17 protein-coding genes and 3 pseudogenes are annotated in these 15,375 nt (G+C 62.9%); 5 read left to right on the plus strand and 15 right to left on the minus strand.

The genetic code is table 11. The features are described 5' to 3' along the window. Positions 1–73 precede the first annotated feature (73 nt). The 3 genes from AC0IX7_RS00555 to AC0IX7_RS00565 form a co-directional block, all read right to left on the minus strand. Entirely contained in the window at positions 74–940 is an 867-nt protein-coding gene (locus tag AC0IX7_RS00555; protein ID WP_471810033.1) for a universal stress protein, read from the minus strand. A gap of 49 nt (positions 941–989) precedes the next feature. Beyond that, positions 990–1,715, minus strand: coding sequence for an alternative oxidase (locus tag AC0IX7_RS00560; RefSeq protein ID WP_471810034.1), 726 nt, complete (start codon positions 1,713–1,715; stop codon positions 990–992). An 81-nt stretch (positions 1,716–1,796) separates the two neighbouring features. After that, entirely contained in the window at positions 1,797–2,381 is a 585-nt protein-coding gene (locus AC0IX7_RS00565; RefSeq protein WP_471810035.1) for a GNAT family N-acetyltransferase, read from the minus strand. 530 nt (positions 2,382–2,911) lie between these two features. On the opposite strand from AC0IX7_RS00565, the gene AC0IX7_RS00570 reads away from it, so the two are divergent. Together AC0IX7_RS00570 and AC0IX7_RS00575 are read left to right on the plus strand one after the other, a co-directional pair. Continuing rightward, on the plus strand, positions 2,912–3,409 hold the full coding sequence (locus tag AC0IX7_RS00570) for an AI-2E family transporter (protein WP_471810036.1): 498 nt from the start codon (positions 2,912–2,914) through the stop codon (positions 3,407–3,409). A gap of 111 nt (positions 3,410–3,520) precedes the next feature. Further along, positions 3,521–3,862, plus strand: coding sequence for an AI-2E family transporter (locus AC0IX7_RS00575; RefSeq protein ID WP_471810037.1), 342 nt, complete (start codon positions 3,521–3,523; stop codon positions 3,860–3,862). 351 nt (positions 3,863–4,213) lie between these two features. Here AC0IX7_RS00575 and AC0IX7_RS00580 read toward each other — a convergent pair whose 3' ends face one another. Beyond that, positions 4,214–4,864, minus strand: a complete 651-nt coding sequence (locus AC0IX7_RS00580; protein WP_056484377.1) for a recombinase family protein — start codon at positions 4,862–4,864, stop codon at positions 4,214–4,216. 239 nt (positions 4,865–5,103) lie between these two features. Then, positions 5,104–5,547 carry a hypothetical protein gene (locus AC0IX7_RS00585; RefSeq protein WP_452656996.1) on the minus strand — a complete coding sequence of 148 codons (444 nt, stop codon included), beginning with the start codon at positions 5,545–5,547 and terminating at the stop codon, positions 5,104–5,106. 91 nt (positions 5,548–5,638) lie between these two features. On the opposite strand from AC0IX7_RS00585, the gene AC0IX7_RS00590 reads away from it, so the two are divergent. Next, the gene (locus tag AC0IX7_RS00590) at positions 5,639–5,956 is read left to right on the plus strand and encodes a hypothetical protein (protein WP_452656997.1); all 318 of its coding nucleotides are present in this window, start codon (positions 5,639–5,641) and stop codon (positions 5,954–5,956) included. A gap of 7 nt (positions 5,957–5,963) precedes the next feature. Here the strand turns inward: AC0IX7_RS00590 and AC0IX7_RS00595 are convergent, their stop codons facing one another. Further along, the gene (locus AC0IX7_RS00595; protein ID WP_452656998.1) at positions 5,964–6,161 is read right to left on the minus strand and encodes a hypothetical protein; all 198 of its coding nucleotides are present in this window, start codon (positions 6,159–6,161) and stop codon (positions 5,964–5,966) included. A 506-nt stretch (positions 6,162–6,667) separates the two neighbouring features. Here AC0IX7_RS00595 and AC0IX7_RS00600 point away from each other — a divergent pair. Then, positions 6,668–6,901: a hypothetical protein gene (locus AC0IX7_RS00600; RefSeq protein WP_471810038.1), complete on the plus strand. Its 234-nt coding sequence runs from the start codon at positions 6,668–6,670 to the stop codon at positions 6,899–6,901. Positions 6,902–6,920: 19 nt separating this feature from the next. Here AC0IX7_RS00600 and AC0IX7_RS00605 read toward each other — a convergent pair whose 3' ends face one another. After that, the gene (locus AC0IX7_RS00605) at positions 6,921–7,430 is read right to left on the minus strand and encodes a DUF4411 family protein (RefSeq protein WP_353445245.1); all 510 of its coding nucleotides are present in this window, start codon (positions 7,428–7,430) and stop codon (positions 6,921–6,923) included. Positions 7,431–7,693: 263 nt separating this feature from the next. Between AC0IX7_RS00605 and AC0IX7_RS00610 the strand changes: the two genes are divergently transcribed. Further along, entirely contained in the window at positions 7,694–7,837 is a 144-nt protein-coding gene (locus AC0IX7_RS00610; RefSeq protein ID WP_471810039.1) for a hypothetical protein, read from the plus strand. Here AC0IX7_RS00610 and AC0IX7_RS00615 read toward each other — a convergent pair. From AC0IX7_RS00615 to AC0IX7_RS00650, 8 genes and pseudogenes are all read right to left on the minus strand, one after another. Further along, positions 7,834–7,998 (minus strand): ImmA/IrrE family metallo-endopeptidase, encoded by a 165-nt coding sequence (locus tag AC0IX7_RS00615; protein WP_471810040.1) that lies wholly within the window; start codon positions 7,996–7,998, stop codon positions 7,834–7,836. The genes AC0IX7_RS00610 and AC0IX7_RS00615 overlap by 4 nt on opposite strands. After that, positions 7,977–8,615, minus strand: coding sequence for a helix-turn-helix domain-containing protein (locus AC0IX7_RS00620; RefSeq protein ID WP_471810041.1), 639 nt, complete (start codon positions 8,613–8,615; stop codon positions 7,977–7,979). Before AC0IX7_RS00620 ends, AC0IX7_RS00615 begins: the two co-directional genes overlap by 22 nt. Positions 8,616–8,743: 128 nt before the next feature. Continuing rightward, positions 8,744–9,689, minus strand: a protein-coding gene (locus tag AC0IX7_RS00625; protein WP_471810042.1) for an IS630 family transposase whose coding sequence is annotated in 2 segments (ribosomal slippage) — positions 8,744–9,353 and positions 9,352–9,689 — 948 coding nt in all. Because the reading frame shifts where the segments join, the coding sequence is not laid out codon by codon here. A 368-nt stretch (positions 9,690–10,057) separates the two neighbouring features. After that, on the minus strand, positions 10,058–10,753 hold the full coding sequence (locus AC0IX7_RS00630) for a YoaK family protein (protein WP_132898228.1): 696 nt from the start codon (positions 10,751–10,753) through the stop codon (positions 10,058–10,060). Positions 10,754–10,798: 45 nt separating this feature from the next. Continuing rightward, positions 10,799–12,144 (minus strand): annotated as a pseudogene (locus AC0IX7_RS00635) (alginate export family protein). Next, entirely contained in the window at positions 12,137–12,565 is a 429-nt protein-coding gene (locus tag AC0IX7_RS00640) for a DoxX family protein (RefSeq protein WP_132898230.1), read from the minus strand. Before AC0IX7_RS00640 ends, AC0IX7_RS00635 begins: the two are co-directional and overlap by 8 nt. After that, a pseudogene (locus AC0IX7_RS00645) lies at positions 12,562–13,460 on the minus strand (VOC family protein). The gene AC0IX7_RS00640 and the pseudogene AC0IX7_RS00645 overlap by 4 nt, the downstream one beginning before the upstream one ends. A gap of 327 nt (positions 13,461–13,787) precedes the next feature. Further along, positions 13,788–15,320 (minus strand): annotated as a pseudogene (locus AC0IX7_RS00650) (amidohydrolase); the annotation flags it as partial. Positions 15,321–15,375 lie beyond the last annotated feature (55 nt).

The following is a 15,375-nucleotide window of genomic DNA, read 5'->3' on the forward strand; positions in this document are numbered from 1 at the left end:
GCATGATCCCCGTCGGCGCCGGGGACATATGGTCGGATCACCACCCGCGAAGGATCAGGGCGCAGCTCTAGAGTCAGGCGATCGACGAAGGCAGCATTGGACAACCGGCAGTTCCTCTTGTGGGTCGGTCCGCATCGAGAGCGCTAGTGCGCCAGCAGCAGGGGATGCGGCTGTTGGAAAGCACCGCCTGGGTAGCTCCGCCCAGCAGAAACTCGGCGGTGCGTGAGTGACCATAGGCGCCCATGACCAGCAGGCTGGCACCCACTTCCTCGGCCACTTTCAGGATGGCACCACCGGCGTCACCGCTGTCCGCGGCGCGCCGGACGACCCGGGCTTTGATTCCATGCCGCGAGAGGTAATGCGCGCCTTGCTCGCTGCGGGTCCGCACGGTGCGGTCCTCAATCTCGATGAGATGGACCGATGCGGCCTTGCGCAGTAGCGGCAGCGACGCACGCAGCGCCACCGAAGACTCCGCGGAGCCATCCCATGCGACGGCCGCGATACCGGTAGGATCAAACGGCCTGTCGGATGGCGGTACCGCCAGCACCGGCGCGCGCGCCGTCGCTGCGACCTTCGCAGCGAGCGACTGCGCCTTCCGGTCCGATCCAAGGCTTAAAACAACAACATCGGCAATTGGTGCTCTGCGCAGAAGCGCGAGGTGCGCTTCGTCATCGACGTGGGTCCATTCCCACTCGGCAATTGAATTTCGCAGGCGCTCCTCGACCTTCAACCGCAGATCCAGAGCGAGCTGTTCCATCTTTGACGAAAAGTCGACGGGCAGCATCATCGCGGTGAAAGGATCGTTGGTCAGATAAACGCCATAAGGCGTCGTGTGCAGGCAGCTGATGTACCCATCGAATGCATGGGCAAGGATCACCGCCGCGTCGATACGGCCGTCGAGATCATCGTCGTCCTGAATATGGAGAAGGATGGACTGCATGGGTCTTCCAATCTGATCTAACGACGCCTGGACGGGTTTAGGACGGCGGTCAGCCACCGACGGCAAGCTGGGTCGCGTGAAGCGGGTAGGGGGCGATGGTGCTCGGATCGGCCGGTTTGCCGCCCAGCGTGCTGGCAAAGCCGTGATTGACGTCGCGGTGATGCGCCTCGTCGGCCCGGACGACGAGCACAACGTCGCGCAGCGTCGCATCGTCCGCCATCTGCCAATAGTGCTTGGCGATCGCCGGCGCCGGGACATTGGGCGACCGGCCTTCGTCGATCTCCTGGAGGTAGAGGGTGTAGCTGGTGACAGCCTCCTCCTCGAAGTAGCCGACGACCCGGTGCGCGGTGCGCGACGAGACCAGATACAGAATGGAGAAGCCGATAAGGAACACGCCCTGGACGCCGAGGATCACCATCCGCTCGAACCATGTCGGCTTGGCGATCTCGATGAACGTCATCAGATGCATGCGCTCGTTCTCGGCCTCCTCCATCAAGGTGCGGATCCAGCCTTCGTCGTCACGCATCCGCCGCAAGCAAGTCAGGTGGGTGAACATCGCACCGACCATGCCCGGCACGGCCGCGACCGTCTCGAGCACGATGGCACGATGGCCGTAGCGTTTGGCGAAGAAGGTATCGGCGCTGAAGCGCAGCAGCTTGGTGAAGCCGAGCGCGAACCGGTCTGAAAACCCCTTGGGGACGTGATGCACGACCGGCTCAGCTGCGCGTTCGTCGACCAGCGCGCGCGCATCGGGGGTAAGGATTGAATTGACCATCGTGATGTTCCTGCGTTCAGGCGTGGGCTGGTAGGCGAAGTCGGACGGCAGCGATCGGGCGTGCGCAGTATCGCTGCCCGATCAGGCTGCCTTGGGTTCGAGCGTCATGCGCAGCACGATGAGCGAGGAATCACCAGGACAGGGCGAGGCGGACCAGCCCATCTCGCGCTCCAGCTTGATCGCCTGATAGTTGTCGCGGCTTTCGACCGATTCCAGCGTTTTGATGCCCTTGGACCGGGCGAACCGCACGACATGCTCGACAAGCGTCCAGCTGATCCCGCCGCGCTTGAAGTCCGACCGGATCGCGACCGCGACCTCGGCATTGGTCAACGTCTCGTCAGCAGCGAGCATGGCGGTTGCGATGACCAGACCGGTGCCGCTCTCGATGGCCAGGAAGTTTTCGGTGCGCGTATGATCGACCGTTACCAACGCCTTCAGCTGATCGTGCCCGACCTTCTGGACCGCGCTCAGAAAGCGGAACCGCAGATCCTCCTTATCAACATGGGTGAAGAACTCGGCGAGGGCCGCTTCGTCCGCCGGCGCCGCAGGGCGCACGTGGAAATGGTAGCCGGCGCGCGAGATCAGGTCAGCGCTCCAATCCGCGTCGTGCAGCGGTAGCGCCGGTGCCCCGGGGCTGTCCGGGCGAGTGGTGACGAGTTCGATCACGGTGGATCCCTTGCGATGAGTGCGGGTGGGCGATCGGCATTACGACCAGCCCCTGTCGACTCTTCTAGACCGTCGCAGACGGCCGTCGCAGGCTCGGGAAACACGTAAGCGCCCCCGCATTATCCGAGTGCCAACACTCCTCACGGTGCGCGATCCCATCGGCCGCGCACGTATTTCCCGATCCTAGGCCGTCAGCCGCCCGGCGCTACATCAAGCCTGAAGGTGAAGCCGGTTCAACAGTTTCGCCCATCCTTACAAGAGACCATGATGCCCCACGATCGCGCGCTTCAGGAGGCTGTTCTTGCCGAGCTGGCATGGGAGCCAAGCATCGATGCCGCACATATCGGCGTTACCGCCGATGCCGACGTGGTCGCATGACGGTGGGCGCCGTGCAGGACACGCGTCACACGCATCGCCGCCAGCGGCCCAACCTGACGCTGGCGCATTTGGCGCTCGGCGTTGTCGCCGTTGCCGTGACCGTTGTGTTCCTATGGTCGGTGTGGGCGTTCCTCGGTGCGATCCTCTGGAGCGTGGTCGCCGCGATCATGTTCTGGCCTTTGAACAACCGTATTCTCTCGCGTTTTCCCAAACGCCGAAATCTCGCCGCCATCCTCACGCTGCTCGTGGTCGTCGCAATGGGCGTAGTGCCGGGTGTCGCGCTGTCGATGTTCCTGCTCGACCAGGCAGGCACGATCTATACGCAGATCCAGTCTGGTCAGCTCGACATTGCCGCGACCTTCGAACGTATCCAAGCGACCCTGCCGGGCTGGATGGCAGGGTTGATGCGGCGGACCGGTATCACCGACCTCGATTCCCTTCGTGAACAACTGTCGATCGGTATCACGGCGCGGTTGCAAATCTTGGCGTCGCACGCGCTGACCATCGGCCAAAGTGCGGCGAGCTTCCTCCTGGTCGCTTGCCGCGATGCTCTACCTGACCTTCTTCCTGCTCCGCGACGGGCGGTCGATGACGACCAGCATTGGCAACGTCGTGCCGCTCAAACCGGACGATCGTCGATTGCTCGCTGATCGTTTCGTGACCGTAGTACGCGCCACGGTTAAAGGTGGCGTCCTAGTCGGGGCGGCACAGGGCTCGGTCGGCGGTGCCATCATGGCCCTACTCGGCGTACCTAACGCTCTTTGTGGGCGGTCGTCATGGCGCTCTCGTCCCTGCTGCCTGCCGTGGGGACAGGTATTGTCTGGGTACCGGTGGCGATCTATCTCTTTGCGACTGCTGACATGTGGCACGGGCTGATTATGACCGCGTCTGGCCTTCTCGTGATCGGGTCGGTGGACAATGTGCTGCGTCCGATCTTGATCGGCCGGGAGACAAACATCCCGGACTTCGTAGTTCTGGTCACAACCCTTGGTGGGTTGGCGGCGTTCGGGTTTAACGGCCTGCTGATCGGACCCGTTGCCGCAGCGATCTTCATCACTGTGTGGAGTCTAATCGGGTCTGCGAATAGCCCCTCCTATCAATGAGCACAGTACCATCGCGTCGCCTGAGATTGTCGGCGCCAGTGGGCTACTGACGGACGCGTAGTTACCTGTCGGAAAACACATGATTGTCGGCAGGCGGCAGGTCAGGTGACCGGGGCTTCCCCAACCTACGAGTGGCACATGCGACAAACCCTGTCGCTTTGTCCGATTGTGCGGAAACCAAAATCTAGAGGTTTTCCGTCACCTACCAAAAGACAGGACGTAACGCCCCGGCGTCAATCCGGGTATACCCTGAGTGGGCATAGGCTTTGGTACACAAAACCCGTTCAAACAGGGTCGGTAGCAGAGAAATCGGACACCTCATTATGAGGGTCTAGAGTCTGCCTGAACACATTAGGGGTGCGCGTCTGACATTGCTGCGTTGGCCTCCGCCTGTCGACGGCGATCACGAGCAATCTTGGCGAGCAGCGTTCGACTGCACCCAGTCGCATCCATTATATCGCGCCAGCTTCGGCCATCGCGAAGAAGGCTCGAGATCGCAGCGTTGCGGGTCTTGTTCTCGGGACGCCCCTTATAAAGGCCCGCTGCCTTGGCTTTTGCGGTGCCTTCGGCTTGTCGACGACGGCGATCCTCATAGTCCTTACGGGCAACCGCGGCGAGTACGTCCAACATCATGGCGTTGACCGCTGCGAACATTCGGCCGGTGAACTCATCCGTCGGTGCCGTCAGGATCCACGACGTCGGCAGGTCGAGTGCAACAACCCGGACCTGCTTGGCGTCGATTAGATTTCGCAGTTTGATCCAGTCTGGGGAGGTGAGGCGGGAAAGCCGATCAACCTGCTCGACTAGGAGCACGTCTCCCGGCTCGCAGTCCGAAAGCAGGCGGAACAGCTCTGGTCGGTGAAGCTTGGCTCCACTTTCGTTTTCGACATAGCGGGCTGCAATCCGAAGCCCGTGCTCGGTCGCAAACACGTCGAGGGCGCTCTTGGCGCGCGACGCATCCTGTTCGGAGGTAGAAGCGCGAAGATAGGCTCGGATAAACATCCCGTAGTCTGCTATATGTGGTACTTATTAGTCTAGTCCTTTTTACGCCATCAGGACGTGATTAAAGTACCAGCTATTGAGAGGTCTGCGAAAGGCATACCCTAAAAGCACTGTACTGCCGACGGACGTTTCGCACCGGCTTGGATCTCGGGCAGGGGGGCGCGGTATCCCGTTAAAGTTCGTGCTATCAATGACACCGTTTCTGCAAGGCTGGTCGTGCGACGGCGTCAGCTAGGTGATCATGCCGTCCGAGGCATGTCGGTTATCGACGCCGTCACTGCCCTGACGTCCTGGATGTCCGATGCCTTCATAACTGCCGCCATCAGATCGACGTCCGTCAGATCGCGGTGATCGATCCACCATTTGGCGTCAGTGACCCGAAGGCATGCGTTACAGTCGGCGTCGCTGTTTGAGTTGGTTAGCGCTGCGAGCCGCTTGGTCCTGATCGTCGACGCCCATCCGATTTGCCGATCGGTCCCCGCTAGCGGCGGAAGAACAAGGTGTGAGACAGCGGCGCTGCTCAACGCTGCCGCAGCGACCTCCTCAGCCCGCTTTTCCGCAACGAAGCAGTCTCGACAGGTAGTCGTCTTCAGCCACTTGGCCTTACGTTCCTGCTGGCTTTCAAAGCCGGTAAGATGATGAGCCTGCTCATGACCGCAGGCATGAATGATCCGCTGTTCCATGGCATGGATGATGCCCGTTCGTGGTTTGTGCGCAACGCCAATGAGTCAGGTTGAATCAGAATCGCGTCCAGTGGCTGACGACTGAACGGGAATGTCCAGCCAACTAAGCTGGCGCAACGCCGTCAGCGTTCACCAGATTCGGGCCAACCAGTGTGCCGATGAGCCGGACGCGCTTTTCTACCAGATCTACGGGGGTACGATGCAATTCCAGCTCGTAGCGGCCACCGACATCGCGGCGAAGATAGAAGGCTCCGCCATCGCGGACCAACGTGCCTATCTCGTTGATCCGCGTACCAATCGCTATCATCGCTATGTCGTCGCTCCGTTGATGATCATGCAAAATTGCGGGCGATCCTTGGGGCAGCCGATGCTCCTTGGTAGTCCCATGATCCTGCTAATTCATTCCTGACCGGTTTCTAAAAACTGATATTCCGCCGCGCCATTTCAACGAATGCCATATCCCCGATTGGTGAGCGGGGCTCGGCTTTAAAGATGTCAGCCAAATCGAGCAGATCCTCGTTGGAAAGGTCCGCGATCGAGGCTTCGATCTCGGCAAGGCGCCGCACGGCGTGATCGCCGCGATCGGCGACCCGCTTCATTCTTGTCTTGAGCATGCCGCCTTTTATCATAAACGTCGCGGGGGCGGCAGGGGCATTTACGGCCGGTTGGCTGAGGTAATTCGGTCAAAAATGCCTGGTATCTGCAGGCGGAAGAAGCTTCTTTGACGGAGAACCGCACCGCGTTCTGGCAGCAGATCCCAAAGCTGCAGGAACGCACAGCTTCAAAGAGCGAACGGCGCCATCGCGGTGCATGCGGACCGCCGGCATTTGCGGTAAAACTGGTGGATAGCGGCCAGTCCGCTTATGGACGAGGACCGAAAGAAATCGGACATTCGTTCAGGCGGCGGAGCATGGGGTACTGTGGTGCCGCTGCGGGGGCGGATGGGCGGATCGCCTCGTCCCCCTTTGCCGACGGCACCGTCGTCATTCGACCGGGATGCGCTCCAGCCTGGAGCCGGGAAGGTGTCCATTTCGCGCGATGGCGGTGGCAGGCCGCGGCGCATCTAGATGCCGGGGTGACCGCGGGTTGCCGTTCCACAGGGTTCGGGCATAGCCCCGGCATGACCGCCAAAGAACTGCAGAGCCTGCCCGCCGGCACGAGGATCACGTACGTCGAGGTCCTTGGCGCCACCGAGGACCGCCACCCTGCCAAGGTCGTCGATCACGCCGCCGGCTGGACTGGCGTCCTGATCTATTTCACGAGCAAGGATCAGCAGAAGATCCGGTGGAGCACGGCCACGAACCAGCCGATCGGCACGAAAGGTTACCTCGGGAAAGTGTGTCTCGATCGGTAATCAGTAGCCTAGTAGCGAATTACCCGAGCAGCTTGTCGATGGCGTCCCAGTCGGTCGAAAAATCGAGCGCTTCAATGAACTCCACGGGATGCATCCACGTCACTCCGCAGTCGTTGCATACATCGGGAATGTGCCGGCGAGCGCCCGTCCGCGACGACTTGGAAACCTCGGCGGTGACGACACAACGATCGGCGTGGCCAAGCGCTGCGGCGATCAAGAACGGATCCTGGCCGACGGTGATGAGATCTGCTTCGCTAAGAGGATATCCGTATCGCGCCAGCACGACCTGAACCTTCGCGGGATCGCTATCCTCGGCAAGCAGAAGCGCCCGCTTGTTAGCGGCGTCCTTCATCCAGGCTGCCAGCGCGTCGGTGCCAGTCTCAACCTCAGCGTAGATTTCCGCCGGGAGCTTCAAGGCGTTCGCCGTCCCGTGGTGTCGCAACCATTTCCAAAATTCGGGGACACGGTTGAGGCCGTACCACGTGTTGTGCGCGGTGATCAGTGCGTTGGCATCGAGCAGATACTGCATCAGGCGAGAGCCCGCCGCGGTTCAGCAAGGAGCGGGTATACGTTCATCGGTTTGACCCCCAGCATCCGGGCTGCCCGAGTAGGCGTAAGAGATCCATCCGCCATACCCTGCCTAGCGACAGCTAGCAGCGCTGCGCCCAGCCTGTGCCGTCGCACGATGTACCAGTTGGGCCCGCCATCGGAGCCGCGGTTGATTTCTTTTTGGCGGGCTTTGCTGGCGAGCCAGTCGGACCGGAACTGGTCGCGATAGAGGATCCACTCGTCATGCTCGATCCGCTCGGCACGAAACAGCTGGTACGCGATCATAGTCCTGCTGACTTTCGCACGATCGGCCAACGCTTCGATCTGCCGCCTGTCAGCCGGGCTTCCGCTAAGCGTCAGGGCGTTGATTTCGGCGCCAGTGACTAGCGTGGCGGCAGCCGTATCGTTGCACAGGCGTTCGACTGCCCCTGCGGTGCTCCCCCGCTGACGCCACCCTGTCCGAGGAGGACATGCGCCATCTCGTGCAGCAGCGTGAAGGACCATGCAGACTTAGCATCCTGGTCATTCACGACGATGAACGGTGCCATAGCATCCGCGATCGCGAATCCGCGGAACGTGTTGACGTCGATCGCCGTCGTGTGATTCCCACAGTCACCGGCCAGCAGTACAAACACCCCTTGGCCTCGATCAGGCCACGAAGGTATCCGAACGCTTCATCTACTGACCGGCGTGCCCGAAAAACCGCCCGATCAAAGCCGATCGCCTTGACCAGCGCAGCGGACAGGGTTGCTGCATCCTTCGTTTGCCATTCCGCCCCAACGAGCGCGACCGGTTCCGCGTAGTCGTCGTCCTCAAGTGCCTCGCGGACCAGAGCCTGGCGAGCCTTCACATCGCGAAGCAGGGTAGCGAGCAGCACGTTGGAAGGGTCGCCTTGATCTGGCAACGTACGGAAATCTTGCCCGAGCTCCGCGGCGACGGGCGGCTCGGCCATGTAGAACGTCAACAGCGGTCGGTGATACTGCTGAGCCATCTTTCGCAGGGTTGCAGGACTTGGGGACCCATCACCTGCTTCGAAAGCTGCCAGCCGATCGGCGCCAGTCACGCCCCGTGCCGCGTTCAGGGAAATCTTGCGCGCAGCCGTCTCCACATCGAGACCGGCGGTCTCTCGTGCCCATATCAGGATCGCTGGGTTCAGCTGTGCCACATCGTCACCATGCACCGAGACCGGTTAATGTGTCATCGCGAAAATCGCCCCGCCCCGGAAAGCGACCCCGATTAAACCTTCATGACAAACCTTTCGCAAACCTCAGGCGAACCTAGAGCGGTTTTCGATCAGTCTGCATCATATCCGCATGCAGCGAAGTAGTTGGCGCATTCCTGTGGCGAGTATAGGTCCAAGATGCGGCCGATAGCGTTCCATTGGCCATGGATGGTGCGCTCGGCAGCCTTACGCAGGTGCGCCTTGAGCTTGGAGAAGGCCTGTTCGATCGGGTTGAAGTCGGGGCTGTACGGCGGGAGGAACAGGAGCGTCGCGCCGACACTCTCGATGGCCGCGCGCACGGCCGGCGTCTTGTGGCTCGACAGGTTGTCCATGATGACGACGTCACCGCGATCAAGTTCGTGCTCGAGGACACGGGTCACATGGGTGAGGAACGCATCGGCGTTCATCGGCCTGTCGAGCACCCATGGCGCGACCATGCCGGTGCGGCGCAGGCCGGCTGTTAAGGTGGTGGTCTTCCAGTGGCCGAAGGGAATGCCAGCCTGCAATCGCTGGCCTCGTCGACATCGTCCATGGCGGCGGGCCATGTTGGTCGAGGCCCAGGTTTCGTCGATGAAGACTAGCGTGTCGGGATCGAGGTCGAGCTGTCCGTCGAACCATTCCTCGCGACGCTTCAGGACGTCGGGCCGGTCCTGCTCGCTCGCATGGCCGGTCTTTTTTGCGCGTGATCCCGTGCCGGGCGAAAAAGCGCCAGAGCGTGGCGATGCTGGTCGTCACGCCACGCTCGGCCAACATCTCCCGCAACTCCGCCAGCGTCGGATCGGGCTGCTGTTCGATCGCCTCCAGGATGAACGCGGCATGGTCTTCGATCTTCGCCGTACGACGGTCGCCGCCCCTGATCTTGCCCGCTGGCGTGCCATGGGCGAGCACCAGTTGCCGCCAGCGGATCGCGCTGGCCGCGCTGACGCCGAACCGCTCCGCCGCCTGTCGACACGATAGCCCACCTTCCACAGCCGCAACGACGCGGTCTCGCAGATCACGCGATAAAGCTCGACCCATTCGCGCCAGCCTCCTTCGCCGGCGCGGATCGTGAATCAGAAAACGGCCGCCCGGTGAATCCCCAACGATTCAATCCGGCTGAAAACCGCTCTAACGAGGGCATCGGAGAGTGCCCTGTAATGACGGCAGTCGAAACGTTTTATCGCGAGTTTGCATATATGAACGAACGGCCGAAGTTGGGGGCGGAAATCGTCGTTCGAATGTCGTTTGTTGGGTCATCAAGACCAATGTGATCTGGGGGCGTGATGATTAAACCTCGTCGTCATTTGCATTCGTGATGCGCGTGCGGGATTGGCACTGCTCGAAAGCGTCCAGCAGCGAAGCGCCTATCACACCATTTGCAAAACGCTGCTTCGACATAACGTTTATCAGGTCGAAGATACTGCTTCCAGACGATAGGCGAAGGCCAGCGTTCCGAACAACACGACGGTTCCGGCGAGGGCGAGCGGCGCGTAGAGACCGACATGCACTAGCAGTCCCGCGCCCAGCGCCGCGCCGGCAAAGATCGCGATGACGGCGCCCACGCGTCGCCTCCAGTTCGTGCTCGTTCCACCGGCGGCTCGTGAGTCTGCGCTAAGCCCCGTCAGCGTCAAGGTGAGGACCGTCGTCGTGAGATCCGCCACCTTGAGTTGTCGGATGGTGGCGTTGCGATATCCCATCGCGATCCCCGTCAGGCCGATGATAAGGTAGAGCCGTGCCTCAGGCGATTGTGCAGCTACGTCGAACCCCAGCGCCAATATCGCGGCGGCCCAGAGCAGCGCGGTTTCCACGATGGCGGATGTCAAGAGCCAGCGTCGTTCCGATCCCCCTGCATGGGCCTTTCCGGTCCGTCCGCCGACGAGTGCGCCGATCATGAAGCTAGCCAGCGCGGCCACGAAGGGCAGCATCTTGAACCCCGGCGCGCCCGATGCCGCGAAGCCCAGGAACACGACGTTCCCGGTCATGTTGGCCGTGAAGACCTTGCCGAGACCAAGCACGCTGGCCGCGTCGACGAGGCCCGTCGTGACGGAAAGCAGGAGTAGCAACGGCACGCGGGGGTCGGTGGGTGTAGCGGTGGTGGCCATGTCGATCTCCAGGATCCGTGTTCGTGCGAGGAAGAGGCGGTGTGGTCAGAACCGGAAATTGCTCTCGAGGCCGAGCATGACGATCGTCCGGCCGGAGCCCGTGTCGTAGATGAACCGCCCAGCGTCGAAGGCGGATAGCGATGTCGAGAGTTCGAGTTCGGGCGTCGCCTGCCAGGCCAAGGTCGCCTCGATCTCCTTGCCGATGAAGCGTGCCTTGGACGTGCCCGGCGCGCGCAGGAGATTGCCGGGAACGTCGTAGACACCGTCGGCACGCGCGTATCGCCAATAGGCCATGCCGCTGATGCTGGCGGAAACGCCTGGCGTTGCGGTCATCGCCACACGCGGGTTCACGCTGACGATGTTCGACGGCCCCACCGGCGACAGCTCGCCGAAATATTTGCCTTTTGGAAACAGGGCATTGAACGTGCCGAGCGTGCGGTCGCCGCGGCGGCGGTCACCGCTGACGATGTTGAACCGCATGACGGCATCCGGTGCAAATGGGGCGTTGGGGAAGGATCTTCCGACTTCTGTACCGAGCGTCCATGCACCGATCCTGTTGCCGCCAAAGCGGCCGAACTGCGCGACGCCCTCGATATTCCATTGCCAGTCGCCGGCGGTTCCGAACGATCGCGCGCCGACGCTGTGACGCAGTTCGCGCCCGGTGCGTCCGCCGAACGCGGCGCGGGCATTGCGGTAACCGAGATAATAGATGTCGAGACCGGGAAGCGTGGCATAGGCGCCCCAGAGCGACTTGCTGCGCGAGCGCGTGTCGTCGAACGATTTCGGACCCAGCTGTACCGGACGCACCGCCAGCACGCTGACGGTTGCCGCCCCGATCTGGACGATGCCGCGCGCGCCGTCGAAAGCCAGCGGTACGTTCGGGCCGTAGCGTGTGCCGACGAGGCGTTCGGTGCCGAGCGAGAGCATCTGCCGGCCGGCGCGCAACGTCACCGCGCCAATGTCGACATCCGCAAACCCTTGGAGCACGTCCACACGCGTCTGATCGACGGGGCTGGCGGAGGGCGCGACGCCTGCCGCATAGGCGATGATCGGCTGGACGAACGCGCGCGCTTTTCCGACATGCAGGTCGGCGTACGGGACGACGCGGGCCCAGAGGTAACTGTCGTCGGGCGCATCCGCATCGCCCCACAAATTATCGTGGTACGTCTCGTTGCGCAGACGGAATTCGACTCCGGTGACGAGATAGGCGTCCGCCGTGATCGGGATGTATTTGAACGGGCCCGTCCAATGGTCCTTCCGCTCTGCCGGATCGCGAAGGCTCGTCCAATCCTCGTCGTAGCGCGTGACGGTCAGCGTCGGGGCTGCCACGCCTCGGTCTGCGCGGCCGCCGGGTTCGTCGACGCCAATCCCAGCAGCAGGAGCCTACGCACGTCTCGCTTCCATCTCCGCGACCATGGCCGCGAGGACGAATCCGCCGATCAGGCCGAGATGTTCGAAGAAGGCGTTCGTGGCCATGAAACGCTCCTGGCCGGCGGGCATCGCCCAGAATGCATTGGCCGTGATGGCGGCGAACAGCGTGAAGACGCCGAGCATGCCTGCGCCGAGCCAGACGAACCGACCGGACAGGATCAGCAGCGGGCCGACGATCTCGATCGCGACGGTCAGCGCCGCCCACAGGGCGGGCGGGGACATGCCGAAGTGCGCCTGCTCGGCGACCGCGGCAGTCCAGTCGCTCGCCTTGACGATTCCGCCGAGCAAATACGCCCCGACGAGCGCAAGGCGGGCAAGGAAGCCCGTCCAGCTCCAGTCGAGAATGGCTCCGACGAAGCGCGGTGCACGAGCGGCGGTCATCGGACCATCGGCGAATGGATTTCGGCGATATAGCCGCCGGGGAAGCGAACGATCGCGGACTGCCGGTCGCTCTCGGCATGCGGCTCGACCAGCGTTTCGACGCCGACCGCTTTCGCCTTGGCCAGCGTGGCTTGCAGGTTGCCCACCTCATAGCCGGTCACGTCGCGGCCATAGGGCCAGGGAGCTGGTTGTCGGATACCATCACGGTCGTCTTGCCGTAGCCGGATGCGACGCGGATACGCCGATAGTGCGTGCCCGGCCGGCCGATCTCACTGCCATCCGCCGCCTTGTCGTCGGCAACGACCTTGCCGTGCGCGAAACCGGTCCAGCTCTTCACGAAGGCGTCCGCGGCGTCGGGCGTGAGGTAGACGCGGTTCTCGGGGATGGTCGCCAGCGCGGGATAGTTCGGCTTGGCGGTGTGCCAGTAGATCTGCATGCCGACTCCGCCCGGCCATTGGACGACGGCATCGCGGCCGATCGGATCGGGGAACGTCGTTATGGTGCGGGTCGCGCCGTGCTTGACTGCCGACGCGACGGCCGCGTCGATGTCGGTAACGAGATAGCCGTTGCGCTCGCTGCCGAACAGGAACGGGATCGGCGTGGTGAAGCCGAATACCGAAATCGATCCGGCGGGCATAAGCACGAGTTGCGAGAAGGTCTTGCTGGTCGTCGGCGTGACCTGGAACGCGCCCTTCTTCGTGGCTGTCCCGCCGAACGTGGCGGTCAGGCTGGCGACGAAGCGGTCGAAATCCTCCGGCGCGACGTAGACATGGGTCGTGTCGTATTGTGGCCCCACCGCATAGTCGGCGGTCGCCGGAGCGTCGCGGGCAAAGCCGGGCGCGGAGGGCGACAGGCCGAGCAAGGCTATTGCGATAAGCAGGTTTGTACGGTTCATTCTCAGTCTCCCCATCATGTCAGACCGCCCAGCAGCCGCAGCCGAACGAACCCCAGAAGCTCTGGACGTCGGCCACGGGGACCTCGCGGCCGAGAGCGGCGGCATGGTCGTGTCCGTGAACCGAACAGCCGCTTGCGCAGCCGCACGCGGCGGCGAGTTTCGCCAAGGCTTCGGGCGTGCGGTGGTAGCCGCCGAACGTCGCGACCGGCGACCAGTCGGGCATCGGTTTGGGTAGCGACGGCGCGAGCGGGCGTAGTCGCCTTCGCCGAACACCACCTTGCCGCCGAGCAGCGTCAGGACGGACCGCAGGTGCGGGACGTCGGTCTCGGGAACGGTCAGGTAATCGCCCGACAGCACGGCGAGATCGGCGAGTTGCCCGACCTTGATCCGGCCCTTCTTGCCGACCTCGTTCGAGAACCAGGTGTTCTCGTGCGTCCACATCGCCAGCGCCTTCACGGCTGACGCGGTTGGCACCGGGGTAGAGACCCAGCCCCCGACGGTCCTGCCGGTCACGAGCCAGTTGAGCGACACCCACGGATTGTAGCTGGCCACCCGCGTCGCGTCGGTACCGGCGCCGACATGGATCCCGGCGGCGAGCATCTTGGCGATCGGCGGCGTCCGCTCGGCGGCCTTGGTGCCGTAACGTTCGACGAAATACTCGCCCTGATACGCCATGCGGTGCTGGATCGCGATGCCACCGCCGAGCGCTGCGATCCGATCGATGTTGCGGTCGGTGATCGTCTCTGCATGGTCGAAGAACCAGTTGATCCCGTCGAACGGAATGTCTTTCGCGACCTTCTCGTACACGTCGAGCGCGCGGCCGATCGTCTGGTCGTAGGTCGCGTGCAGGCGCCACGGCCATTTATATTCGGCGAGCAGCCGGATGACGGGTTCGAGATCGCCTTCCATGCTCGGCGGCATGTCGGGGCGCTCGACGCGGAAGTCCTCGAAGTCGGCAGCTGAATAGACGAGCATCTCGCCGGCGCCGTTGTGGCGGTATGTGTCGTCGCCCTGGCCCGGCTTGACCTGCTTCACCCAGCCCTGGAAGTCGGCGAGTTCCTCCTTCGGCTTCTGCGTGAAGAGATTGTAGCTGATGCGCAGCGTCAGCTGGTCGTCGGCATGTAGCTTTTCGATGATCTCATAGTCGTCGGGATAGTTTTGAAAGCCGCCGCCGGCATCGATCACGCCGGTGACGCCGAGCGAATTCATCTCGCGCATGAAGTGTCGGGTGGAATTGAGCTGATATTCAGGCGGCAACTTCGGTCCCTTGGCGAGCGTCGAATAGAGGATCGTCGCATTGGGATGCGCAAGCAGCAGCCCGGTCGGGTTGCCCGCCGCATCGCGGACGATCTCACCGCCGGGCGGGTTGGGCGTGTCCTTGCCGTAACCGACGACGCGCAAGGCTGCGGCGTTCAGCAGTGCGCGATCGTAAAGATGGAGGATGAACACCGGCGTGTCGGGTGCCACCGCGTTGAGTTCGGCGATCGTCGGCAGGCGCTTCTCAGCGAACTGGTGTTCGGTAAAGCCGCCGACGACGCGCACCCATTGCGGCGCAGGGGTGTTGTCGACCTGTCTCTTGAGCATCGCCATCGCGTCGGCGAGGCTCGGCACGCCGTCCCATCGCAGTTCGAGGTTATAGTTCAGCCCGCCGCGGATGATGTGCATGTGGCTGTCGATCAACCCGGGAATGACGCGTCGCCCACCCGCGTCGATCACGGTCGCGTCCGGAGCCGCCGCGCGCACGTCCTGCTCGGAGCCGACCACGAGGAACTTGCCGTCGCGGATCGCGATCGCCCGCGCCTCGGGGTTCTCGCGGTCGAGCGTCGTCACCTTCGCATTTACGAGGATCAGGTCGGACATGGTCGGTCTCCGGTTGCCGGCTAGCAGCGGGGCAAGCGTCGCCGCTGCCCCGCCG

The sequence above is a fragment of the Sphingomonas sp. AC411 genome (genome assembly GCF_979253035.1).

Excerpts from the sequence above, each read along its gene's own strand:
- AC0IX7_RS00555 (WP_471810033.1), bottom strand. The coding sequence starts at position 940 with ATGCAGTCCATCCTTCTCCATATTCAGGACGACGATGATCTCGACGGC.
- AC0IX7_RS00560 (WP_471810034.1), bottom strand. The coding sequence starts at position 1,715 with ATGGTCAATTCAATCCTTACCCCCGATGCGCGCGCGCTGGTCGACGAA.
- AC0IX7_RS00580 (WP_056484377.1), bottom strand. The coding sequence starts at position 4,864 with ATGTTTATCCGAGCCTATCTTCGCGCTTCTACCTCCGAACAGGATGCG.
- AC0IX7_RS00585 (WP_452656996.1), bottom strand. The coding sequence starts at position 5,547 with ATGGAACAGCGGATCATTCATGCCTGCGGTCATGAGCAGGCTCATCAT.
- AC0IX7_RS00590 (WP_452656997.1), top strand. The coding sequence starts at position 5,639 with ATGTCCAGCCAACTAAGCTGGCGCAACGCCGTCAGCGTTCACCAGATT.
- AC0IX7_RS00595 (WP_452656998.1), bottom strand. The coding sequence starts at position 6,161 with ATGCTCAAGACAAGAATGAAGCGGGTCGCCGATCGCGGCGATCACGCC.
- AC0IX7_RS00600 (WP_471810038.1), top strand. The coding sequence starts at position 6,668 with ATGACCGCCAAAGAACTGCAGAGCCTGCCCGCCGGCACGAGGATCACG.
- AC0IX7_RS00605 (WP_353445245.1), bottom strand. The coding sequence starts at position 7,430 with ATGCAGTATCTGCTCGATGCCAACGCACTGATCACCGCGCACAACACG.
- AC0IX7_RS00610 (WP_471810039.1), top strand. The coding sequence starts at position 7,694 with ATGCTCGATCCGCTCGGCACGAAACAGCTGGTACGCGATCATAGTCCT.
- AC0IX7_RS00615 (WP_471810040.1), bottom strand. The coding sequence starts at position 7,998 with ATGGCACCGTTCATCGTCGTGAATGACCAGGATGCTAAGTCTGCATGG.
- AC0IX7_RS00630 (WP_132898228.1), bottom strand. The coding sequence starts at position 10,753 with ATGGCCACCACCGCTACACCCACCGACCCCCGCGTGCCGTTGCTACTC.
- AC0IX7_RS00640 (WP_132898230.1), bottom strand. The coding sequence starts at position 12,565 with ATGACCGCCGCTCGTGCACCGCGCTTCGTCGGAGCCATTCTCGACTGG.